This is a genomic window from Polaromonas sp. P1_F6 (genome assembly GCF_056405695.1).
Map to the genome: position 1 here is coordinate 191,245 of NZ_JBFUBQ010000001.1, position 21,911 is coordinate 213,155.

The following is a 21,911-nucleotide window of genomic DNA, read 5'->3' on the forward strand; positions in this document are numbered from 1 at the left end:
GTCTGAGCGAAGTGCAACGTAGCGAGTTCGAGCGAGACCCCGTCTGGACCGAGCACCGCAGGTTGCCCGAAGCGAAGCGCAGGGACGCAGACAGCAGGGTCGCCTTTTCTTTTGCTTACTTTTCTTTTGGCGAAGCAAAAGAAAAGTGAGTAGCCGCCGGGCAACCCCCGGCCAGCCGCCTAAGCAGAAAATCCAGTGCCCAAACACCCAAATCGCTCCGAAATCCGAGGCGGTTAAACTTCCGGCAGTCACAAAAACGTCATACTTTTGACATATTTCCTGAGGAACTGACATGCTGTTTGGCAAATTGCTGCCGCGCGAAGGCAATTTTTTCGAGATGTTCAACCAGCATGCCGAACGCATCGTCGAGGCCGCCCATGCGTTTTCGAACCTGGTTGCGAACTACGCGGACGTGCAAAAGCGCGAAGCTTTCAACCGCGAAGTCGACCACGCCGAGCGTGCCGCCGACCGCATCACGCATGAAGTCAACCGGGCGCTGCACAAGACTTTCATCACGCCCATCGACCGCGAGCAGATCCACAAGCTGATCAACACCATGGACGACGTGGCCGACCTGATCCAGGATTCGGCTGAAACCATGGCGCTGTACGACGTGCGCCACATGACCGACGACATCGTGCGGTTGACCGACCTGAGCGTCAAATGCTGCGAACGCCTGCAGGACGCCGTGGCGCTGATCGAAAAAGTCAGCGATGCCGCGACGGCTGAAGCCGCCCTGAAAACCTGCGAGGAAATCGACAAACTCGAGTCCGACGCCGACCGCGTCATGCGCTCGGCCATGAGCCGGCTGTTCCGCGAAGAGCCCGATGTACGGGAAGTGATCAAGCTCAAGGCGGTGTACGAACTGCTCGAAACCATCACCGACAAGTGTGAGGATGTGGCCAACCTGATCGAGGGCATCGTCCTCGAGAACTCCTGAAGATGGCAGCCCCCACGCTCCTCGCTTCGCGTAGTTCGCTGCCCCCCGAGGGGGCTGGCCTTGCTTGGGGCGGCCCTGCGCTGCGTCCCGGCGCGTTCGTTTCCCTAGCTACCTCATTGGGATAAATATGCAAACCGTACAGGCCGCCCTGTGGGTGGTGTTCCTGCTGGTCTTCCTGGCCATTGCGTTCGACTTCATGAACGGCTTTCATGATGCGGCCAACTCGATCGCCACGGTGGTGTCGACGGGCGTGCTCAAGCCGGGGCAGGCGGTGCTGTTCGCCGCTTTCTTCAACTTCCTGGCGTATTTCATCTTCCACCTGAGCGTGGCGGCCACCATCGGCAAGGGCATCGTGATGCCGGGCGTGGTGGACACGCATGTGGTGTTTGGCGCGCTGATGGGCGCCATCACCTGGAACATCCTCACCTGGTTCTACGGCATTCCCAGCAGTTCTTCGCATGCGCTGATAGGCGGCATCGTGGGGGCCGTCATCGCCAAGGCCGGCGCCAGCGCGCTGATCGCCTCGGGCGTGTTCAAGGTGGTGGCCTTCATTTTCGTGTCGCCGTTGCTCGGCTTTTTGCTGGGCTCGCTGATGATGGTGGCGGTGGCCTGGGTGTGTCGCAGGACGACCCCGTCGAAGGCCGACCGATGGTTTCGCCGGCTTCAGCTGGTCTCCGCCGGCGCTTACAGCCTGGGGCACGGCGGCAACGACGCGCAAAAGACCGCCGGCATCATCTGGCTGCTGTTGATCGCCGCAACGACCAGCAACGTGCAGGGCCTGCCGGTCTGGATGATGGCGACCACGGAACACCTGCCGATCTGGGTGGTCATCGTCTGCTACATCGCCATCGGCTTTGGCACCATGTTCGGCGGCTGGCGCATCGTGAAAACCATGGGCCAGAAAATCACCAAGCTCAAGCCCGTGGGCGGCTTCTGCGCCGAGACCGGCGGCGCGCTGACGCTGTTCCTGGCGACCGGGCTGGGGATTCCCGTTTCCACCACGCACACCATCACCGGCGCCATCGTGGGCGTAGGCTCCACGCAGCGCGCTTCAGCCGTGCGCTGGGGCGTGGCCGGCAATATCGTCTGGGCCTGGATTTTCACGATCCCGGCTTCAGCATTCGTGGCAGCAATCGCGTACTGGGTCAGTCTTCAGGTTTTCTGATCGCGCCACGCACTGAGCATGCGTCGTGGCCTCTCTTTAATCAAGCCGGGGCCGCGGAACTGGCTTTGCCAGGCCGCAGGCGCAGCGGCCCCCTCGGGGGGCAGAGAGCTACACGAAGTGAGCGACCGTGGGGGCCATATTCACTGCGATATCTTCTTGGCCTCTTCGACTTGGTATTCAAAGTAGCGCTGGAAGCTGAAGACGATGCTGGACATCAGTGAGATGGTGCCGAACAACAGGGCAAACACCACCGCGCCTATGGTCAGCCAGTTGGTGTTGCCCGCCTGGGTATCGGGCGTAGCCGTGTTGTGCAGCGCGTTCCATTTGTCGGTCGACATCAGGCCGTAGTAAATCGCGGTGAGCGCCGTACCGGCCAGCGTAAAGCCCAGCAGCGGAATCAGCACCCAGGCGAGGTGATCGTCCTGCCCATAAAGCCGCACACGTTCCACGCCCCACCAGCCCAGCGCGGCGGCGATGGGGTGCAGCCAGGCCCAGATGTCGCCCAGGCCGAACAGGTAGAGGCGGTGCACGCCGAGCTGGCCGGCTGCGAAGGCGAGCCAGGCGGCGAGGGTTTTGTTTTTGGGCGCTTTAGGGGCTGTGGAGGCGGTTGCTTGCATGCGGCGATTATGCGGCGGGTGCATCCACCGGCGGCTGCGTGTCACCTGCGCCCAGGGTCTTTTCCATGATCACGATGTCGCGCCAGGCGCCGAACTTCCAGCCGCAGGAGGCAATGGTGCCGACCTCTTTGAAGCCAAGCGAGCGGTGTACGCCCACCGAGCCGGCGTTGGCCGAATCACCGATCACGGCCATGGCCTTGCGTACGCCCACCGCTTCAAGCCGTGCCAGCAACTCGGCCAGCAACGCACGGCCCAGGCCCTTGCGGTGCAGGTCAGGCGCGAGGTAGATCGAGTCTTCCACTGAAAATCGGTAGGCCGGGCGGGGCTTGAACCAGTTGCCGTAGGCAAAGCCGGCGATTTTTCCATCCTCTTCGGCGACCAGGTAAGGCAGGCCCTTGGACAGCACGTCGGCCCGGCGGGCGGTCATGTCGGCCACGCTGGGAGGCTCGGTTTCGAAGGTGCCTGTGCTGTGCAATACGTGGTGGCTGTATATGGCCGTGATGGCGGAAATGTCTTCTTCGCGGCTGGGGCGGATGAGGGGCATGTCGGTGGTGGTTTCGGAGACAGGAGAATGGGTGTGCGGGGGCTTCAGGAGCGGGGTAGGGGTGAATTTGGGCAAAAACCGTTCGGCAGGCTATAATCTCAGGCTTTGCAGCAATTCGCTGGCCGGGTGGCCATGTCGTGTGTCTCAAGCGCTGCAGAACATTGGGGTATCTACCTTACCGGTAAGCCCCACCACCCGAAGGATAAATCATGGTCGTCATTCGACTTGCACGCGGCGGTTCCAAGCACCGTCCTTTTTTCAATATTGTTGTGGCTGACAAGCGCGTTCGCCGCGATGGCCGTTTCATCGAACGCATCGGGTTTTACAACCCGATTGCCAAAGGTGGCGAAGAAGGCCTGCGCATTGCGCAAGACCGCCTGACCCACTGGATCGGTGTGGGCGCACAGCCGTCTCCTACCGTTCTGCGCCTGGTCAAGCAAGGTGCTACGGCTGCTCCAGCCACCGCCTGATTGGAGTGAAAATTTTCCGCCGGGCCGCCCCAAGGAAAATTAGCCCCCGCGGGGGGCAGCGTATTACACGGAGTGAAGAGCGTGGGGGCTAACGCTCTTCCCGGCCTTCAGTCGTCGGCAGGCTTGACACCCTCAAGCCTTCCGCACGACGCCATCGAAGTCGGGCGCATCCTGGATGCATGGGGCGTCAAGGGCTGGGTGAAAATCCTGCCGCACAGCACCGATCCAGAAGCGCTTTTCGCGGCCAAATCCTGGTTTTTGCAGGCGCCTGACGCCAAATTCCGCCCGGGGTTTACCGTGTTCTCCGGCACAGTCACGCTCAGCGTCGACGAAGCCAAAGTCCACTCCGATTCCGTCGTCGCCAAGTTCATGGGCCTTGATGACCGCAATGCGGCCGAGGCCTTGCGTGGCGCACGCATCTTCCTGCCACGCAGCAGCTTTCCCGCCGCCTCCAAGGATGAGTACTACTGGGTCGACCTGATCGGCCTGAACGTGGTCAACCGCGAAGGCGTGCCATTGGGCCTGGTGCGTGACCTGATGGCCACCGGCCCGCACTCTGTCCTGTGTGTGGAGTACACCGTCCAGCAGGAAGACGGCACGAGCGTGACCGCCGAACGCATGATTCCGTTTGTCTCCGTGTATGTCGACACGGTGGATATCGCCGGCAAATGCATCACGGTTGACTGGCAGCCGGACTACTGATTTTTATGGCCCAAAGGGGCTGTTGCCCCGAAGCGCCGGGCTCGCACACAATAGCCCCATGCGCTTCGACATCATCACACTTTTTCCCGAGCTTTTTGCGCCCTTCCTGGTCAGCGGCGTGACCCGCCGCGCCTACGAATCTGGCCTCGTCGAGGTGAAGCTCTGGAACCTGCGGGACTTTGCCGACGGCAACTACCGCCGCGTGGACGACCGGCCTTTCGGCGGCGGCCCCGGCATGGTGATGATGGCTGAGCCGCTGGCGCTGTGCCTTGAAAAAATACAGGCTGACCGTGCTGTGAGTGGTGCGCCCAAAGTTCCCACGGTGCTTTTTTCTCCCGTGGGCAAGGCTTTGGACCATGCCGGCGTTGAAGGCTGGTCGGCCGGCGCCGGTGCGGTGTTGATCTGTGGCCGCTACGAAGGGCTGGACCAGCGCTTCATCCAGGCCCATGTTGACTTGCAGATCAGCCTGGGCGATTTTGTGCTGTCGGGTGGGGAAATTGCCGCCATGGCCTTGCTGGATGCGGTGGCCCGGCTCCAGCCCGGGGTGCTTAATGACGAGGGCAGCCATCAGCTGGACAGCTTTAATCCTGCACTCGACGGCTTGCTGGATTGCCCCCATTACACGCGGCCCGAAAGCTGGCGCGGCCAGCCTGTTCCGACCACCCTGATGTCTGGAAACCACGCCCACATTGAGCGGTGGCGGCGCGAACAGCGCCTGGCGCTGACGCAGCGCCAGCGCCCAGAATTGGTGCAAATGGCACGGCAGAGTGGGAATTTGAGCGAAAGTGACGAGGCTTTTCTGGCCGATTTGGTCGAAAACCCGGACAAAGACGCTTAAAAAAGCACTGACTTGCTATAATCAAAGGCTTTTCGATCCTCTGGCGGCCACTGCAACCATCTGAATCATCTTCGGGTGAATCCATGGATTTGCGGTCTTTAGCGTAGCGCGTGTATGAGCGAAGAAGTTAGATGGAAAAATCATGAATCTGATCCAGACCCTTGAGCAGGAAGAAATCGCCCGCTTGAACAAGACCATTCCCGTTTACGCTCCCGGCGACACCGTGATCGTCAGCGTCAATGTGGTGGAAGGTACGCGTAAACGTGTGCAGGCTTTTGAAGGTGTGGTGATTGCCAAGCGCAATCGCGGCCTCAATTCCAGCTTCATCGTTCGCAAGATCTCCAACGGCGAAGGCGTGGAACGTACGTTCCAGGTTTACAGCCCGCTGATCGCGAAGATTGAAGTCAAGCGCCGTGGTGATGTGCGCCGTGCCAAGCTGTACTACCTGCGTAGCCGCAGCGGCAAATCCGCACGTATCAAGGAAAAGCTGGGCGCCAAGGCTGCCTAAAAGCACCTCCGCCCTGAAAAGCCGCTCTGTCGAGCGGCTTTTTTTTGCCTGCTAACCTCTCATTCCATGAACAACACCCGGCCCCTGCCGAAGTTTGACCCGCGCAGCATCCCGGTGCTGGGCATTGATGACCATCTGGCGGGGGTCCCTTCGGCGCACCTTTCACCGGAGGCCCTGCGCCAGCGTTTTCGGCATCCGCCTGTGTGGACTCCCGAACACAGCGTCGAAAAGAAATTTATCGATCGCACGCCCGCACTGGCTGCGGTGCTGATTCCGCTGGTCATGCGGGACGAGCTGACGCTGCTGCTGACGGAGCGGACCACCAACCTGTCCACGCACTCGGGCCAGGTCGCCTTGCCGGGCGGCCGCACGGACGAGACCGACCGCGATGCAGTGGACACCGCGCTGCGGGAAGCGCACGAGGAGGTGGGCTTGCCGCGCGACCATGTGGAGGTGCTGGGCACCTTGCCGACCTACGTCACCGGCACCGCTTTCATCATCACGCCGGTCGTGGCGCTGGTGAGGCCCGGCTTCGTGCTGCAGCCCAACCCCGGTGAAGTCGCAGATGTCTTCGAGGTGCCGTTGGGCTACCTGATGAACCCGGCCAACCATCGCCGCCACGAGATGGAATTCGACGGCGCCCTACGCCAATGGCTTTCCATGCCGTACTCAGACCCCTCCATGGAAGGTGATGGCAACGAGGCCAGGGAGCGCTATATCTGGGGCGCGACGGCTGGCATGCTGCGTAATCTCTATCGTTTTCTAGTTGCGTAACACCCCCGTCCGGGCTCACTTCGTGTAGCCCGTTCCCCCAAAAATTGGTACACCCCTGTCCAAGCTCACTACGTGTAGCTTGTTCCCCCCTCGAGGGGGCGGCGCCTGCGGTCTGGCAAAGCCAGTCCCGCGGCCCCACTGGTGAAATACCTCCACCACTGGTCGCACCCATCGAATTCTTCAAACCAGCATGAGCCGTGGAACCGGCTTTGCCGGGCCACAGGCGGGCGGCCCCCTCGGGGGGCAGGGAGCTACACGAAGTGAGCGACCGTGGGGGCCAAGTTATGATTCCTCATGAGCTTTTTTGCCGTTTTGTTTGCACTCATCATCGAACAGGCCCGTCCGCTGGCCCGCGGCAACTGGATTCATGCGGGATTTCGGGGCTGGGCCCGCTGGACCAACCGCAGCCTGGATGCCGGCAAACCGCACCATGGCTGGATCGCATGGACGGTCGCCGTGCTGGTGCCGGCGCTGGTCACCTTCCTGATTCACTGGCTGCTGTGGACCATCAATCCCGTGCTGGCTTTTGCGTGGAACGTGGCAATCCTCTATGTCACGCTGGGCTTCCGGCAGTTCAGCCACTACTTCACGGACATACGCGATGCGCTGGATGACGGCGACGAAACGACAGCGCGCGAATTGCTGGCGCAGTGGCGCCAGGTCGATGCGAGCGAGCTTCCACGCAGCGAAATCGTCCGCCACGTGATTGAATATTCGGTGCTGGCCGCGCACCGCCATGTGTTCGGCGTGCTGGGCTGGTTTTCGGTGCTCGCTGCGCTGGGGCTGGGGCCCGCAGGCGCCGTGCTCTACCGCATGAGCGAGTTCGTTTCACGCTACTGGGCCTATAAAAGAAGGACCGCCGCCGCGGCAGGCGAGGGCGCCAGCACGGCGTTGCAGCTCGCCGCAAGCCGAGCCTGGGGCGTGATTGATTTTGTGCCCGCCCGTGTCACCTCGCTGGGCTTCGCGGTGGTCGGCAGTTTTGAAGACGCCATTGATGCCTGGCGCAACTACACGCATCGGTTTCCGGTTGGCACACCTTCGGCCTCTGAAAACCGCAACGACGGGATCATCCTGGCTGCTACGTCCGGTGCCGTGAACGTGCGCCTGGGCGGCGAAGCGCTCAAGACCACGTTTTCGGCGGACACCTCGCAAAGTTTCCAGGCGGGTGGCCTGGACGCGGAAGACGGCATCGCCACAGAAGCCACGCCTGGCCGGGAGCCCGAAGTGGCGCACCTGCGAAGCATCGTGGGGCTGGTGTGGCGTTCCGTGGTGCTGTGGATGGTCTTGCTGGCGCTGCTGACCCTGGCACGCCTGCTCGGATGAGCGGTAGCACGCCTTCCGCTTTGCCCTTCGGGCAATCCTTCTGGAGCCCTGCGGTGCGCGGTCTTGTGCCGTATGTGCCGGGAGAGCAGCCCGGCGTTGCGGACCTGGTCAAGCTCAACACCAACGAGAACCCTTACCCGCCGTCGCCCCGTGTCGTTGCCGCCATCACGGCCGCGGCTCAAAACGGTTTGCAGCTTTATCCCGACCCGCAGGCCAACGCACTCAGGCGGGCGATTGCCGGCTGCCACGGCATAGACGCGGGCCAGGTGTTTGCCGGCAATGGTTCGGATGAAGTGCTGGCGCACGCTTTCTGCGCATTTTTCCGCCACGGCCAGCCCCTGCTGATGCCGGATGTCAGCTACAGCTTTTACAAGGTGTACTGCGGGCTCTATGGCATTGAGGCCGGGCTCGTGCCGCTGGATGCTTCCTTGCGCATCAATGTGGTGGATTACACCGCGCCATGCGTGGGCGTGGTGATTGCCAACCCGAACGCGCCCACCGGCACTGGCCTGCCGCTGGCGCACATCGAGCAGCTGTTGCTGCGGCACCCCGAGCGGGTGGTACTGGTGGACGAGGCCTATGTCGATTTCGGCGGTGAGACCGCCATCAGTCTGATTGCGCGCTATCCCAATTTGCTGGTGGTGCACACGCTGTCCAAGTCGCGCTCGCTGGCCGGATTGCGTGTTGGTTTTGCGGCCGGCCAGCGCCACCTGATCGAAGCCCTTGAGCGGGTGAAAGACAGCTTCAATTCCTATCCGCTGGATCGTCTGGCCATCACCGGCGCCGTGGCCGCTTACGAGGACCGTGCTTATTTTGAAGCGACCTGCACGGCCGTGATCCAGAGCCGCGATCTGTTAAGCCGGCAGCTGCAAGGACTGGGCTTTGAGGTCCTGCCTTCGCAAGCCAACTTCGTGCTGGCTCGCCATCCTGACCACGACGCAGCGGCCCTCGCGATCGGCTTGCGCGAAAAAAACATCCTGGTGCGCCATTTCAGGCAGCCGCGCATCGACCAGCATTTGCGCATCAGCGTGGGCACGCCGGCGCAATGTGAGGCGCTGGTGCAGGCCTGCCGCGAGCTGCTCAAGGCCTGACGTTGTTGCCCGGCCGGGCGCTGCCCGTCAATTCCCGTCAATAGCGGGGTTGAGACAGCTCGGCAAAAAGTTCGCTATACAAACGATAGCGACTCGCGCTGATTCCATCTGGGCTGGGCCCCGATTTGACCACTGAAATAACGCCACAACCCGGCTCATGCAGGTGGGTGCAGTTGTAGAACTTGCAGTCCTGGGCGTGTGCCTTGAGGTCGGGCATGTAGTTGGCCAGCTGCATTGGGTCAATGTGGTGCAGCCCGAACTCCTGAAAGCCCGGCGAGTCGATCAGCGCGGTACTCCTCTGGCCGCCCGTGCCGGTATTTACCCAGTACAGGGTGGTACTGGTGGTGGTGTGTTTGCCTGAATTGAGGGCCTGCGATATTTCCGCCGTCAGCACCCGTGCATCGGGCACCAGCAGGTTGGTCAGGCTGCTTTTACCGGCGCCTGAAGGTCCCAGTACCAGCGTTTTTTTGTCCCGCAGCAAGTCTGTCAGTTCCTGCAGTTCCGGGTGCGGGGCATCGGCCGGCCCGCTTGTCGCTGTTTTGGGTTTGATGGCCAGCGAGAGCATTCTGTAGCCCATGGCCCGGTAGGGCGCCAGCTTGGCCCAGGCGCGCCCGAAAGGCTCGGTGAGGTCGCTTTTGTTCAAGGCGATGATGGGGGTGATGCCCTCGGCCTCAGCGGCAATCAACGCGCGGGTCAGCTGGCTTTCCGAAAACTCGGGCTCGGCTGCGATGAGGATCAGCACCTGGTCGAGGTTGGCGGCGAAGGATTTGGTGCGCATCTCGTCCTGCCGGTAAAACAGGTTGCGGCGCTCTTCAATTTTCTCGATGGTGCCTTCGTCTTCGGAAGGCAGCCAGCGAATGCGGTCACCCACCACGGCCTGGCTTTTCTTGCCGCGCGGGTGGCAGATCACACGCTCGCCGGTATCGGTCTCCACCAGCACGTGCCGGCCAAAGCCCGCCACCACCAGCCCGGGCCGCGTGCCCGCGACGGGAGCGGCGGCTGGGCGTGCCGGTTTGCTCAAGCCAGCAAGGCGTCAACCTTCGACGCGCAGAAAAAATCACTGACAGAGACACCCTCGACATCGTGCGTGTTGAAGCGCACGGTGCATTTGCCGTAGCTCACGGCCAGGTCGGGGTGATGGTCTTCGGCATTGGCAATGAAAGCCAGCGCGTTCACGAAGGCGATGGTCTCGTAGTAGTTCTTGAAGGCGTAGGTTTTTTCCAGTGAGCCGTCGATCAGGCGCCAGCCCAGGGCCTGCTCGCCATTGAGCTTGCTCAGCTGGGTGACGATTTCCGTGGCGCTCAGGGCACGGCGGTTTTGGTGGATCGGGTTGCTCATGTCGCGGTGCTTTCAACAGAAGGAATCATGCGGCCCAGCCGTTCGGAGGCGGGCGGATGCGAATAGTAAAACTTCACAAATACCGGGTCGGGCGTGAGGGTGCTGGCATTGTCCTGGTAGAGCTTGAGCAAAGCGCTTTGCAAATCCTTGCCATCCGTTTGCGCCACGGCGTAGGCGTCGGCCTCGAACTCATGCTTGCGCGAGAACTGGGCGAACACCGGGGAGACAAAGAAGCTGAAGAGCGGCACTACCAGCAAAAAGAGCAGCAGTGCCAGCGCGTCGTTGGCGCCGGTGAGGTTGGGCCGCACGCCCAGGCCCGTGTAGAACCACACCTGCGACGACAACCAGCCCAGCAAGGCAAACCCGGCCAGGCTCATGGCAAACATCGAAACGATGCGTTTGATGATGTGCTTGTGCTTGAAATGGCCCAGCTCGTGCGCGAGCACGGCGTCAACTTCACCGGGGTTGAGCTGCTTGAGCAGGGTGTCGTAAAACACCACGCGCTTGGCCGCGCCGAAGCCGGTGAAATAGGCATTGGCGTGGGCCGAGCGTTTGCTGCCGTCCATCACGAAGAGGCCTTTCGCCGCAAAGCCGCAGCGCTGCATCAGGGCTGTCACGCGCGCCTTCAGCGTTTCGTCTTCGAGCGGTTTGAACTTGTTGAACATCGGCGCGACGACGGTGGGGTAGAGCACCAGCACCAGCAGGTTAAAGCCCATCCAGGCGCCCCAGGCCCACAGCCACCACAGGCTTCCCGCGCTGCCCATCAGCCACAGGATGAGCGCCACGATGGGCAGGCCGATGACGATGCCGACCAGCGTCGATTTCACCAGGTCGGCCAGCCAGAGCTTCAAGGTCATCTTGTTGAAGCCGAAACGCTCTTCAATGCGGAAGGTGCTGTAAAGGGTGAAGGGCAGGTCGAGCAAACCGCTGATGAGGCCAAAAGCGGCCAGCAGGATCAGCTGCGGCACCAGCGCGCCCCAGGCGGTCAGGCCGGAACCGGCGATGGCCTGGTTCAGCGCATCGATGCCGCCCAGCAGCGTCCAGCCCAGCAGCACGGCGGCGGCGAAGGCCATCTCCAGCATGCCGAAGCGCGCCTTGGCAATGGTGTAGTCGGCTGCCTTCTGGTGCGCCTGCAGCGAAATCGTGGCCGCAAAAGCGGCGGGCACTGCATCGCGGTTTCGGGCCACATGGCGGATCTGCCGCGAAGCCAGGTAGAACTTCGTGAGCAGCCCCAGCACCAGAAAGGCAGAAAACACCCCGGTGAAAACAAGCGAATAGTCGGTCATGGCTGGCAGTTTAGGCGATCAGCGAGAATCGCAAGATGCCTGAAACTGAACCCCTACTCAAAAAATCAGACCAGAACCTCGTCTGGCTGGACTGCGAAATGACCGGCCTCGACCCGGAAAAAGAGCGCCTGATCGAAATCGCCGTCATCGTCACGGGTCCGCAACTCACGCCGCGCATCGAAGGCCCGGTTCTGGCGATCCACCAGACCGACGAGTTGCTGGACCAGATGGACAACTGGAACAAGGGCACCCACGGGCGCAGCGGCCTGATCGACAAGGTCAAGGCCAGCACTGTGGACGAGGCAGATGCCGAAGCGCAGATTCTGGCTTTTTTGGCCCGATACGTTCCCAAGGGTGTTTCGCCGCTGTGCGGCAACACCATCAGCCAGGACAGGCGCTTCCTGGTCAAGTACATGCCCAAACTCGAAGCCTTCCTGCACTACCGCAACGTTGACGTCAGCACCTTCAAGGAACTGGCCAAGCGCTGGAGTCCCGAGGTTTACAGCGCCTTCAAAAAGCGCCAGAGCCATACCGCCCTGGCCGATGTGCATGAGTCGATTGACGAGCTTGAGCACTACCGGCAACACTTTCTGAAGTGAACGTGGCTTAAGCCTTTTTTGGGATTTGGCGAGGCAGGACGGGCGCAAGAAGCTATTGAAATGATAGCAAATCAGCGTGCATGCGGCTGCGGCAGGAAGCCGCAATGGACTCGTTTGGTCAGTGGGACTGGTAGAAACCCGCAAAGCACGCTATAATCGTGGGCTTGCAGTGCACTGGGTGCCCTGCATTTGTACATCTACCTCACACTTTTGACTCCAATAACGGAGTCACCGCTTCGGGCACATTTCTGCTGCCTGGACCGCATATTCGTTTGATGGTTGATGTTTTATTAACCATGAACGAATCCTCCGCATCGCGGGGGTGAAGTTTCCTGTTCCCTCGCCAAAAGCGTTGCGCACAGGTGATTAGTGAGAAAAACATGACTGACTCTTTTGAGGCTCGTGGCGACGTTTTGCCCGACACAAATATTGATACCGCCGCTGAAGCCGTGATCCACGTGATTCCGGATTTTTCTTCGGACGAGCCCTCGATGGCTCCCACCTCCCTGGAAGCCGTAGTAGCCGAACCCAATGGTTTCGTGAAGCTGGGCCTGGCCAAGGAACTCCTGCAAGCTGTCGCCGACATGGGTTTTACCCAGCCGACGTCCGTGCAGATGGCAACCATCCCCAAGGCCATGCAGGCCCTGGACCACGACGCCAAAAGCGACCCCAAAGCCAAATTCACCGACCTGCTGGTTTCCAGCCAGACCGGTAGCGGCAAGACCGCAGCCTTTCTGTTGCCCGTGCTGCACACCCTGCTGAAACAGCAGGAAGAAGCCGAGCGCTTTGAGCGTTCCGAATTTGAACGCCTGAGCGCAGAAGCCGTCGCCCGCGGCGAAGCACCGCTGAAAAAGCCCAAGCGCAAGGACCCGACCAGCCCGCGCAACTTCAAGGCTGCCACGCCCGGCGCGCTGATCCTGTGCCCGACGCGTGAATTGGCCCAGCAGGTTTGCGCCGACGCAATCGACCTGGTTCGCCATTGCCGCGGCCTGCGCATTGCCAACGTGGTGGGCGGCATTCCTTACCAGCTGCAAATTGCCAAGCTGCAAAATGCCGACCTCGTGGTGGCCACCCCCGGCCGCCTGCTCGACCTGCAGCGCAGCATGCAGATCAAGCTGGACCAGGTGCAGTTCCTGGTCGTCGACGAAGCCGACCGCATGCTGGACCTCGGCTTTGCCGATGACCTGACCGAAGTCAACCAGCTCACGATCGAGCGCAAGCAGACCATGATGTTCAGCGCCACGTTTGCGCCGCGCATCATGCAACTGGCCACGCGCGTCATGCGCCAGCCGCAGCGTGTTGAGATCGACTCGCCGCATGAAAAACATGCGTCGATCACCCAGTCGCTGCTGTGGGCCGACAACATGACCCACAAGCGCAAGCTGCTGGATCATTCGCTGCGCGACACCACCATGAACCAGTCGATCGTGTTTGCCTGCACCCAGGTTGAATGCGACGGCCTGGCCAACGACCTGGTACAGGAAGGTTTCAGCGCTGTGGCGCTGCACGGCGCGCTGGGCCAGGGCCTGCGCAACCGCCGCCTGATGGCTTTCCGCGATGGCCGCGTCCAGATCCTGGTCGCGACCGACGTGGCTGCCCGCGGCCTGGACGTTCCGTCGATCACCCACGTGATCAACTACGGCCTGCCGATGAAAGCCGAAGACTATGTGCACCGCATTGGCCGCACCGGCCGTGCCGGCCGCGAAGGCCAGGCGATCACGATTGCCGAATTCCGCGATCGCCGCAAGATCCAGGACATCGAGCACTACATGCAGCAGAACCTCAAGCCCAGTGTGATCGCCGGTCTGGAGCCGCAGCAGCGCTTTGCCCCGACCTCCGACCGCCCCCGCGGCAACTTCGGTGGTGATCGCGGCGACCGCGGTGGCCGCAGCTTCGGCGGCGGCGGTGGTGATCGTGGCGGCTATGCCGGCCGCAAGCCCGCAGGTGGCTTTGGTGGTGGCGCTGGCGGTGGCGGCTTCGGCGCTCCTCGCCACAACGACCGTGACGACCGCGCTCCCTTCCAGGGCCGCGCTCCTGGACCACAGGGTGGCTATGGCGACCGTTCCGGTTTCAATGACCGCGGCCCGCGCCGCCAGGATGACCGCGGCTTCGGCGGCGGCAACAACACCGGTTTCGCCCCGCGTGAAGACCGCAACTTCGCTCCGCGCAACGAAGGCTTTGCTTCCCGCAACGAAGGTTTTGCACCGCGCCCTGACTTTGCCAACCGCAAGCCAGGCGGCTTTGCCAAGCCAGCTGGCAAGGTATTTGTGCCCCGTGATGCGGCCAAGAAGTCCGGCAAGTTTTCCAAGCCAGCGCGTGACTGAACGTTAAAAGACGGTCCCTGGTGACCGCCTCAGAAAAATGCCGCTTCGGAGCAATCTGCAGCGGCATTTTTCATGGGAGTGGCCGATTCGCACCATACGAATTGCTATTAATTTGATAGCTGCTTTCGCTCGCTGGTATTGGCTTTCTGGCGATTTTTATGAGAAATGACAGGTGCCTTTGTATGCCTGCATGGGCAGCACAAGTCAGCTCATGCCATTGCGGCTGGCCAGCTCGACAAAAAGCGCCGACTGATCGAGATCGGTCAGGCCGTTTTCAACGCCTTCGGCATAGAGTCGCTCAAAGAGTGCCGTGACCGGCGCTTCAAAGCCGATCTCCTGTGCGGTGGCCAGCGCATTGCGCATGTCCTTGAGCTGGATATCCATGCGGGCGCGCGGCGCGAAGTCGCGCTCCAGCATGCGCTGGCCGTGCAACTGCAGCACGCGGCTGTCGGCAAAGCCGCCGGTAATCGCTTCCTTGACTTTCGCCATGTCGGCCCCGCCGCGCGCGGTGAACAGCAGCGCCTCGGCCACCGCGCCTATGGTGATGCCCACAATCATCTGGTTGGCCAGCTTGGTGAGCTGGCCGCTGCCGTGCGGGCCCACATGCACGGCGTGGCCGAGGTGCTTGAGTACAGGCAGGGCCCGCGCAAAATCTTCCGCCTTGCCTCCGGCCATGATGGCCAGCGTGCCGCTTTGTGCGCCGCCGGGGCCGCCCGACACCGGTGCGTCCACATGGGCAATGCCCAATGCGCCCAGGCGCGCCGCATGGTCGCGCGCTTCGCGCGGCTGGATGGACGCCATGTCTAAAAAGAGCGCGCCCGGTTTCATCGCGGCGGCCACGCCCTGCGTGAACAGCACGTCTTCCACGACCGGGCCGCTTTCGAGCATGCTGATGACGATGTCGGCTGCGGCCACCGCGGCACTGGTTTGTGTATGTGGCGTGGCGCCTAGCGCCGCCAGCGAGTCGGCCTTGCCCGGCGTGCGGTTCCATGCCTGCAGTGTGTAGCCCGCTTCGCACAGGCGCCTGGCCATGGGCAGGCCCATGATGCCCATGCCCAAAAATGCGATACGGGGCAGGGGCGTGTCACTTGTGATGGTCAATTCATGTCCTCGGAATGGCGTTGAACCATCATGAAGGAACCGGCGGGGAGAAGGCTGTCAGGCAGCTTTCTAGGCGGCTTTTTTCAGCGCCGGCGCAAACATGCTTTCCATCTCCTGGCGCACTTTCCAGGCGTGGGTCGATGTGTCCATCGCCACATCGGCCCAGCTCAGACTCTGGCCTTTCTTGACCGCACGCACGACCTTGACGTTATGCGCCAGGCCCAGCGGCAGCCCGCCCATCTTCATGGAAGTATCGGCCGGCAGCAGCTTGCCCCACACGGTGTAGCCGCCTTCGCCGTCCAGCATGTCACCGGGCTTCAGGTCGCGTTTGGCGGTGGCCACCACGTCGGCGTTCCAGCAGGTCGCCACGCCGGTGGGCTCGCCGCGCAGCGCGACGCTGGCGACCGACACGCCGACTTCCAGCCCGATCAGGTGCCAGCGTTTGTACAAGGTGAAGTAGCGCCCGCTCGGGTCGGTGTGCGCGTTGTATTCCTCAAAGCAGTTCTTGATGTAGTCCGTTTCGGCCTCTACCGTGACCCAGACGCCCATGCGGATGTCATAGGGAATTTTTCGGCCATTGGCTTCGAGTGACGAGATCACTTCGACCATACCCTTGCGCTCGAGCACGCCACCTTCGCTGATGGGGCGTGTCACGTAGGGAATGTCTTCCACGCTGGCCGGCGGGTAAAGCAGGCCATTGCTGGGCACGGTCAGGCCCGTGGCGTTGGCCACAGCAGTCGATTCGATGGAGGGCTTGGAGCCGTCGAGAAAACTGTTGAACATCTTTGGGTTGAGCCCTCCGCGCGCGGCCTGTTCGGGCGTGAGGCCGTAGTTGCCCCACACGGTTTCGGGTGTTGATTCGCAAAAATGCGGCAGCCATTTGTGGCCGCGTCCTGCCGCCACCACCGGAAAGCCGCAGGTGCGCGCCCAGTCCACCAGGTCGCAGATCAGCGCCGGCTGGTCACCGAAAGCCAGCGAATACACCACGCCGGATTCTGCGGCCTTGCGCGCCAGCAGCGGGCCGCAAAAGGCATCGGCTTCTACCGTGACGTTGACCACATGCTTGCCGTGTGCAAAGGCTTTCAGGCAATGCTCTACCGCCGCGATCGGATTGCCGGTGCATTCCACAATGATGTCGATCTGCGGATGCGTCACCACTGCCTGCCAGTCGTCGGTGATCCAGGTTGCTCCTGTTTTGATAGCTGCTTGCGCAGATTTTGCCTGGGCTAGAGCCGGATTCCAACCCACACGGGCGAGGTTGGTGCGCGCCGCGTCAGGCGACAGGTCGGCAATCGCCACCAGGTGTACGCCAGGCGTCCGTGGAACTTGCGCCAGGTACATGGAGCCGAATTTGCCGGCGCCTATAAGGCCGATGCGCACCGGTTTGCCTTCGGCCGCGCGCTGCTGGAGTTTGGAGTAAAGGTTCATGGATGAGCGGTCTTGCTGATTAATTTCGATAAATCTTGTTTGCTTTTGGACCGAAGACGACGGGGGTTGTCATCTCAGGTAATTCCAACTTGCGCAGTTCGTTAAGGTCTCTGTAATGACTCGTGCTGGATTCCGTGCATTCGATGTATATGGGTTTTTTTTCTCCCACGCGTACTACGACGCCTGCTTCTTTTTCAGGGAATCGCGCAGAGGAAAATTGGTACACGGTGTACGACGCTTGGCCGATTTTGAAATGAAGGTTATCTGCACCTGTCCAACCATTCGGGCTACGTACGGAAAACTGAAACGCTTCCCTGGCGTGCATTTGGGTCGTAGCTGGATATGTCAGCTCGGGAGTCTGACCTAGTTTGCCAAAACGGTATTGCATGTAGGCATTCGCGGATGTCTGGGCAGATGTGCGGCAGATCGACATGTGTTTATCGCTTTTCCCCGCGATTGGGCACGACAACACGACCAGTTCATGCGTTTCGCAATGAGTGCCTGGACCACCGAGTTCCTCCTCGGCAGTTGCGGGTGACGCAATAAATTGGCCAATTCCGAAAGCGATACAAGCCAAGCGATTCATATTCATCATCAGTTCTGCCAATGGTTACGCAGCCAATTTCAGTTCTTCCATCGAGGTTTGCAGCGCGCTCGCCGGCACGCCGTCCTTCCACGGCAGATCCACCGGGTAGTCTTTGAGCAGGCAGTCGTCGGGCAGGCATTCGATCGGCGTGAAGTCGCGGTGCGCGATGTATTCGGGGCGCTTGTGGCGGCGGATGTGGTTGCTGATGGCGCACAGGCTCAGGTAAACGCTTACCCGGTTGAAGGGCGAAAGGTTGCTGCCTGAGGCGTGCACCAGGCAGGAGTGAAAGAGGATCATCGAGCCGGCCGGGCCCTTGGGGCTGACGATGCCGCCCCCGACGTGGCGGCCCGCCGCGTCGTAAGTGCCTTTGCCGCCGGCGCGCTGCACCAGCTGGCGGATCAAATCGTTGTCCACCGTCCAGAGCGGGTAGCTGGTGGTGGTCAGGTCGTGTTTCGCATCGACCACGCCTTTCTTGTGGCTACCGGGGATGAACATCAGCGGGCCGTTGTGCTCGGTCACGTCGTCCATGAAGATGGCCACATTCATCGCGCGCTCGGTCGGCATCATGTCGTCGTTGAGCCAGGTGCCGTAGTCCTGGTGCCACTGCCACACGTCGCCTTCAAACGCCATCTTGCCGTTGATCTTGAACTGGTGCATGTAGAGCTTCTCGCCCAGCAGGTCTTCCACCGGCTCGATCATGCGCGGGTGCCGCGCCAGCCGCGCGAAAGGTTCGCTGTACATGTGCGCGGCGAAGTTGGTGCGCACCGCGTCCTTGCCCTTTTCGCGCACGTTGTAGTCTTCGCGCCGGCTGTAGAGCTCGGGCACGGCATCGTTGAGCGCCCGGGTTTCTTCGGGTGTGAAGAGACCGGGGAAAAACAGGTAGCCGTCGCGGTCGAATTGCGCAAGTTGCTCCGGGGTCAGTTTCATCGCATGTCTCCTGGTGTGTGTTGTCGGGTGTCAGGGCGCTGCGCGAGCGCCGGTTTGGCTGAGTGCGCTGGACAGCAGGTTTGCCAGGTTGTGGCCCGCTTCCTCGCCATGCTCGCGGATCAGCGCTTCGGCCTGGGTTTCATCACCGGCCGCGATGGCCTCGGCAATGGCTTCGTGCTCATCCCAGATCGATTCGCGCATGGTTGATACCTGCAGCACAGCACCCATGGCGCGGCGGATGTGGTGCCAGTGCAGCTGCGCGCTCTGGGCGATCAACGGGTTGCCCGAGGCGGCGTAAATGGCCGCGTGAAATTGCGCGTCGGCCGCCATCATGGCCTTGACGTCGCCGCCCCGCGCGGCCTTGCGGCCCTGGCTGATCAGTTGCGGGTCGAGCCGGCAGCGGCCTTGCGCGGCCAGCCGGGCGGCCAGCGCATCGAGTGCACTGCGCACCTGGTAGATCTGTACCAGCCAGGCCACGTCCAGTGGCGCCACCAGCACGCCGCGCCCCGGGGCGTCCAGTACAAAGCCGTCCTTCTTCAAAAGGCGCAAAGCCTGCAGTACCGGTTGTCGCGACACCGCGAGTTGCTCGGCAATGTCTTCCTGCATGATGCGCGCACCCGGTGCCAGCGAGCCTTCGCTGATGGCGTCCAGCAGGCTGCGGTAGACCTGGTCGACGAGGTCGGGCGTGGATTCGATTTTGATCAGTTGTTGCGTCATATTCGTACTCTGTATACAGAATACACTGTGATCGAAGACCTGAAATTTCGGGTTTACCCGTAAATGGCTGCGGGCGGCCGGGCTGTGCCAAGATGGCACCCATTGAAGCCGTTTTGACACTTTGAGGAGAAGAACAATGACCCAGCCCGATCCCGCCTGGCTTGACCGCATGTACAACAACCGGGCTCTCGTGTCGGACCACGGGGTGTATTTCACGCGCTGGGCTGACAGCTCGCAAGCCATTCGCAAGCGCGTGCCCTGCCAGATCGATATTCCCTATGGCAACCATGCGGGTGAAATGCTCGACGTGTTTCCGGCGGGTGATTTCGCCACCCATGGCGGCACCCAGGGCCAGGCCGGTGCGCCGGTGCTGGTGTTCATTCACGGCGGGTACTGGCGGTCTCTCGACAAGGCCGACCATTCCTTTGTGGCGCCGGCCTTTACGCAGGCCGGCACCTGCGTCGTGGTGCCGAACTATGCGCTGTGCCCCGCGGTGACCATTCCCCAGATCACGATGCAGATGGTGGCGGCGCTGGCCTGGACCTGGCGCCACATTGCCCGCTACGGCGGGGATCCGTCCCGCATCACGGTGGTAGGCCATTCAGCCGGGGGGCACCTGGCTGCCATGTTAACGGCGTGTGACTGGCAGGCCTATGCCCGTGACCTGCCGGCAGACCTTTTGAAAAATGCCCTGTCGATTTCAGGCCTGTATGACCTCGAACCCATGCGCCACACGCCTTTCCTGAAGGATTCGCTGAAACTCACGCCTGAACAGGTGCTCAAGGCCAGCCCGGCCCTGCTGCCCGCGCCGGGCCGCGGTACCTTGTACAGCGTGGCGGGCGCCGACGAAAGCGCTGAGTTCCTGCGCCAGAACGTGCTGATCCAGCAAGCCTGGGGCGCCGGGGTGGTGCCGGTCTGCGAGTCCCATCTGGGGCGCAACCATTTCAGCATCCTGGAGGCGCTGACGGAGCCGTCTCACCGCCTGCACCAGCTTGCGTTGCAACTGCTGGCGGGCAGCAGGCGCTAGCTAACCAGCCTAGATATCGACGTCGTATTCCAGCACCACGTCGGACGCCGGCAGGCCGCCCCGGATCGCCCAGTTCTCGCGCGAGGCCTCACGCAGCAGCACTTTCACGTGGTCTGCGGGAATGCCGCACAGCCCGAGCTTTTGCACGATGGCCTGGTACAGGGCGCGTTTTGTTTCCAGGGATCGGCCGACGAAGCAGTCGATCGTCACCAGCGTGTAGCGGTCCCCTTTGTCGGGCGGCGCGCGAAAGCGCTGCGGCTCATGGACAACCAGCCGGACGGAGGTCGTCCAGAGCGGTACCTTCAGCGCAGAGGTCAACGCCTCCTGGACGGCGTCCATGAGGGCTGCTTCTTCTTCGCCGGAACAGGGCCGGCGTACTTCAATGGCTGCGGTGGGCAAGGGGAGTGGGTCTCTTCAGGAACAAGGCTTATTGTCGCCGGAGCCGGCCTCGCTACTATTTGTTACCGCCGGCCTACATCAGCAGGTGTTCACCCGCGTTGTCGCCGCCCAGGGTCACATAGTTGACCTTGCGGATGTCCAGCAGCTTCGTGCCGCCGGCGTAGCTGATGGAGCTCTGGATGTCTTCTTCCATCTCGCGCAAGGTATCGGCCAGCGTGCCCTTGACCGGCTCCAGGATGCGCTTGCCTTCGACGTGCTTGTACTCGCCCTTGTTGAAGTCCGAGGCGCTGCCGTAGTATTCCTTAAAGAGCTTGCCGTCCACTTCGACGGTCTTGCCCGGGCTTTCTTCCAAGCCCGCCAGCATGGAGCCGATCATCACCATGGTCGCGCCAAAGCGCACCGACTTGGCGATGTCGCCGTGCTCGCGAATGCCACCGTCGGCAATGATGGGTTTGGTCGCCACGCGAGCACACCACTTGAGCGCCGACAGCTGCCAGCCGCCGGTGCCGAAACCGGTTTTCATCTTGGTGATGCAGACCTTGCCGGGGCCGATGCCGACCTTGGTCGCGTCGGCGCCCCAGTTTTCCAGATCGATCACGGCTTCAGGCGTGCCCACGTTGCCGGCAATCACGAAGGATGCCGGCAGCTTCTGCTTGAGGTAGGCGATCATCTTCTGCACCGTGTCGGCATGGCCGTGCGCGATGTCGATGGTGATGTAGTCGGGCACCAGGCCCTCGGCGGCCAGGCGGTCCACCGTGTCGTAGTCGGGCTTCTTCACGCCCAGGGATATTGAGGCGTAGGCGCCGCGGGCCTTCATGTCTTTCACGAACTGCACGTTGTCCAGGTCGAAGCGGTGCATCACGTAGAAGTAGCCGTTTTTCGCCATCCAGGCGCAGATCTCCTCATTGATGACCGTCTTCATGTTGGCCGGCACCACCGGGATGCGAAAGCTGCGGCCGCCCAGCGTGGCGCTGGCGTCGCATTCGGAACGGCTTTCCACGCGGCATTTGCGCGGCAGCAGCAGGATGTTGTCGTAGTCGAAGATTTCCATGATTCCCAAGCCTTTGAAAAAACTGTTGAAGAAACAGAAGGCGCTTGGACTGGACCGGTTCGTTTGCGGGCGCTTGCAACAAAGCAAGGCAGAAACAAAAAACCGGGCGCAATTGCTTGGGCCCGGTGATTGATTCTATGCGCCTCTCATACCGGC

At 61.8% G+C, this 21,911-nt stretch carries 25 protein-coding genes; 13 read left to right on the forward strand and 12 right to left on the reverse strand.

The window, feature by feature from the left end; genetic code table 11:
• Positions 1 to 292: 292 nt before the first annotated feature.
• Positions 293 to 940, forward strand: a complete 648-nt coding sequence (locus AC1DY9_RS00880; RefSeq protein WP_457279961.1) for a DUF47 domain-containing protein — start codon at positions 293 to 295, stop codon at positions 938 to 940.
• A 127-nt stretch (positions 941 to 1,067) separates the two neighbouring features.
• The gene (locus AC1DY9_RS00885; protein ID WP_457279962.1) at positions 1,068 to 2,105 is read left to right on the forward strand and encodes an inorganic phosphate transporter; all 1,038 of its coding nucleotides are present in this window, start codon (positions 1,068 to 1,070) and stop codon (positions 2,103 to 2,105) included.
• Between the two features lie 140 nt (positions 2,106 to 2,245).
• On the opposite strand, the gene AC1DY9_RS00890 is transcribed toward AC1DY9_RS00885, so the two are convergent.
• On the reverse strand, positions 2,246 to 2,722 hold the full coding sequence (locus AC1DY9_RS00890; RefSeq protein WP_457279963.1) for a hypothetical protein: 477 nt from the start codon (positions 2,720 to 2,722) through the stop codon (positions 2,246 to 2,248).
• 7 nt (positions 2,723 to 2,729) lie between these two features.
• Positions 2,730 to 3,266, reverse strand: a complete 537-nt coding sequence (locus AC1DY9_RS00895) for a GNAT family N-acetyltransferase (RefSeq protein ID WP_457279964.1) — start codon at positions 3,264 to 3,266, stop codon at positions 2,730 to 2,732.
• A gap of 209 nt (positions 3,267 to 3,475) precedes the next feature.
• Between AC1DY9_RS00895 and rpsP the strand changes: the two genes are divergently transcribed.
• From rpsP to hisC, 7 genes are all read left to right on the forward strand, one after another.
• Positions 3,476 to 3,736, forward strand: a complete 261-nt coding sequence (gene rpsP, locus AC1DY9_RS00900; protein WP_477665573.1) for a 30S ribosomal protein S16 — start codon at positions 3,476 to 3,478, stop codon at positions 3,734 to 3,736.
• 123 nt (positions 3,737 to 3,859) lie between these two features.
• Positions 3,860 to 4,438, forward strand: a complete 579-nt coding sequence (rimM, locus tag AC1DY9_RS00905) for a ribosome maturation factor RimM (protein ID WP_477665574.1) — start codon at positions 3,860 to 3,862, stop codon at positions 4,436 to 4,438.
• Between the two features lie 58 nt (positions 4,439 to 4,496).
• Positions 4,497 to 5,276: a tRNA (guanosine(37)-N1)-methyltransferase TrmD gene (gene trmD / locus AC1DY9_RS00910; protein WP_477665575.1), complete on the forward strand. Its 780-nt coding sequence runs from the start codon at positions 4,497 to 4,499 to the stop codon at positions 5,274 to 5,276.
• A 142-nt stretch (positions 5,277 to 5,418) separates the two neighbouring features.
• Positions 5,419 to 5,784 (forward strand): 50S ribosomal protein L19, encoded by a 366-nt coding sequence (rplS, locus tag AC1DY9_RS00915; RefSeq protein ID WP_077595343.1) that lies wholly within the window; start codon positions 5,419 to 5,421, stop codon positions 5,782 to 5,784.
• 66 nt (positions 5,785 to 5,850) lie between these two features.
• Positions 5,851 to 6,558, forward strand: a complete 708-nt coding sequence (locus tag AC1DY9_RS00920; protein WP_477665576.1) for a CoA pyrophosphatase — start codon at positions 5,851 to 5,853, stop codon at positions 6,556 to 6,558.
• 294 nt (positions 6,559 to 6,852) lie between these two features.
• Positions 6,853 to 7,881 (forward strand): CobD/CbiB family protein, encoded by a 1,029-nt coding sequence (locus tag AC1DY9_RS00925; RefSeq protein ID WP_457279969.1) that lies wholly within the window; start codon positions 6,853 to 6,855, stop codon positions 7,879 to 7,881.
• Positions 7,878 to 8,972: a histidinol-phosphate transaminase gene (hisC, locus tag AC1DY9_RS00930; RefSeq protein WP_477665577.1), complete on the forward strand. Its 1,095-nt coding sequence runs from the start codon at positions 7,878 to 7,880 to the stop codon at positions 8,970 to 8,972. The genes AC1DY9_RS00925 and hisC overlap by 4 nt, the downstream gene beginning before the upstream one ends.
• Positions 8,973 to 9,009: 37 nt before the next feature.
• Here hisC and rsgA read toward each other — a convergent pair whose 3' ends face one another.
• The 3 genes from rsgA to AC1DY9_RS00945 are packed head-to-tail and all read right to left on the reverse strand — an operon-like array spanning position 9,010 to position 11,596.
• Positions 9,010 to 9,993, reverse strand: coding sequence for a ribosome small subunit-dependent GTPase A (gene rsgA / locus AC1DY9_RS00935; protein WP_457279971.1), 984 nt, complete (start codon positions 9,991 to 9,993; stop codon positions 9,010 to 9,012).
• On the reverse strand, positions 9,990 to 10,310 hold the full coding sequence (locus AC1DY9_RS00940; RefSeq protein ID WP_457279972.1) for a 4a-hydroxytetrahydrobiopterin dehydratase: 321 nt from the start codon (positions 10,308 to 10,310) through the stop codon (positions 9,990 to 9,992). The genes rsgA and AC1DY9_RS00940 overlap by 4 nt, the downstream gene beginning before the upstream one ends.
• The gene (locus AC1DY9_RS00945) at positions 10,307 to 11,596 is read right to left on the reverse strand and encodes a M48 family metallopeptidase (RefSeq protein ID WP_457279973.1); all 1,290 of its coding nucleotides are present in this window, start codon (positions 11,594 to 11,596) and stop codon (positions 10,307 to 10,309) included. Before AC1DY9_RS00945 ends, AC1DY9_RS00940 begins: the two co-directional genes overlap by 4 nt.
• Before the next feature lie 35 nt (positions 11,597 to 11,631).
• Between AC1DY9_RS00945 and orn the strand changes: the two genes are divergently transcribed.
• Positions 11,632 to 12,195, forward strand: coding sequence for an oligoribonuclease (orn, locus tag AC1DY9_RS00950; RefSeq protein ID WP_457279974.1), 564 nt, complete (start codon positions 11,632 to 11,634; stop codon positions 12,193 to 12,195).
• A gap of 380 nt (positions 12,196 to 12,575) precedes the next feature.
• Entirely contained in the window at positions 12,576 to 14,519 is a 1,944-nt protein-coding gene (locus AC1DY9_RS00955) for a DEAD/DEAH box helicase (RefSeq protein ID WP_457279975.1), read from the forward strand.
• 204 nt (positions 14,520 to 14,723) lie between these two features.
• On the opposite strand, the gene AC1DY9_RS00960 is transcribed toward AC1DY9_RS00955, so the two are convergent.
• From AC1DY9_RS00960 to AC1DY9_RS00980, 5 genes are all read right to left on the reverse strand, one after another.
• Positions 14,724 to 15,620: an NAD(P)-dependent oxidoreductase gene (locus AC1DY9_RS00960; RefSeq protein ID WP_477665578.1), complete on the reverse strand. Its 897-nt coding sequence runs from the start codon at positions 15,618 to 15,620 to the stop codon at positions 14,724 to 14,726.
• Positions 15,621 to 15,689: 69 nt separating this feature from the next.
• Complete coding sequence (locus tag AC1DY9_RS00965; RefSeq protein WP_477665579.1) at positions 15,690 to 17,048, reverse strand: NAD(P)H-dependent oxidoreductase; 1,359 nt, start codon at positions 17,046 to 17,048, stop codon at positions 15,690 to 15,692.
• A gap of 19 nt (positions 17,049 to 17,067) precedes the next feature.
• The gene (locus tag AC1DY9_RS00970; RefSeq protein WP_457279978.1) at positions 17,068 to 17,643 is read right to left on the reverse strand and encodes a hypothetical protein; all 576 of its coding nucleotides are present in this window, start codon (positions 17,641 to 17,643) and stop codon (positions 17,068 to 17,070) included.
• A gap of 15 nt (positions 17,644 to 17,658) precedes the next feature.
• A complete protein-coding gene (locus AC1DY9_RS00975; protein ID WP_477665580.1) occupies positions 17,659 to 18,561 on the reverse strand; it encodes a phytanoyl-CoA dioxygenase family protein in 903 nt (300 codons plus the stop codon).
• Between the two features lie 30 nt (positions 18,562 to 18,591).
• Positions 18,592 to 19,278 carry a GntR family transcriptional regulator gene (locus AC1DY9_RS00980; RefSeq protein ID WP_457279980.1) on the reverse strand — a complete coding sequence of 229 codons (687 nt, stop codon included), beginning with the start codon at positions 19,276 to 19,278 and terminating at the stop codon, positions 18,592 to 18,594.
• A 136-nt stretch (positions 19,279 to 19,414) separates the two neighbouring features.
• On the opposite strand from AC1DY9_RS00980, the gene AC1DY9_RS00985 reads away from it, so the two are divergent.
• Complete coding sequence (locus AC1DY9_RS00985) at positions 19,415 to 20,305, forward strand: alpha/beta hydrolase (RefSeq protein ID WP_477665581.1); 891 nt, start codon at positions 19,415 to 19,417, stop codon at positions 20,303 to 20,305.
• Positions 20,306 to 20,314: 9 nt separating this feature from the next.
• On the opposite strand, the gene AC1DY9_RS00990 is transcribed toward AC1DY9_RS00985, so the two are convergent.
• Together AC1DY9_RS00990 and AC1DY9_RS00995 are read right to left on the reverse strand one after the other, a co-directional pair.
• Positions 20,315 to 20,704, reverse strand: coding sequence for a tautomerase family protein (locus tag AC1DY9_RS00990; RefSeq protein WP_477665582.1), 390 nt, complete (start codon positions 20,702 to 20,704; stop codon positions 20,315 to 20,317).
• A 73-nt stretch (positions 20,705 to 20,777) separates the two neighbouring features.
• The gene (locus AC1DY9_RS00995) at positions 20,778 to 21,755 is read right to left on the reverse strand and encodes a GMP reductase (RefSeq protein ID WP_477646359.1); all 978 of its coding nucleotides are present in this window, start codon (positions 21,753 to 21,755) and stop codon (positions 20,778 to 20,780) included.
• Between AC1DY9_RS00995 and AC1DY9_RS01000 the strand changes: the two genes are divergently transcribed.
• The gene (locus AC1DY9_RS01000) at positions 21,754 to 21,888 is read left to right on the forward strand and encodes a hypothetical protein (protein ID WP_477665583.1); all 135 of its coding nucleotides are present in this window, start codon (positions 21,754 to 21,756) and stop codon (positions 21,886 to 21,888) included. The two genes, AC1DY9_RS00995 and AC1DY9_RS01000, sit on opposite strands and share 2 nt — an antisense overlap.
• Positions 21,889 to 21,911 lie beyond the last annotated feature (23 nt).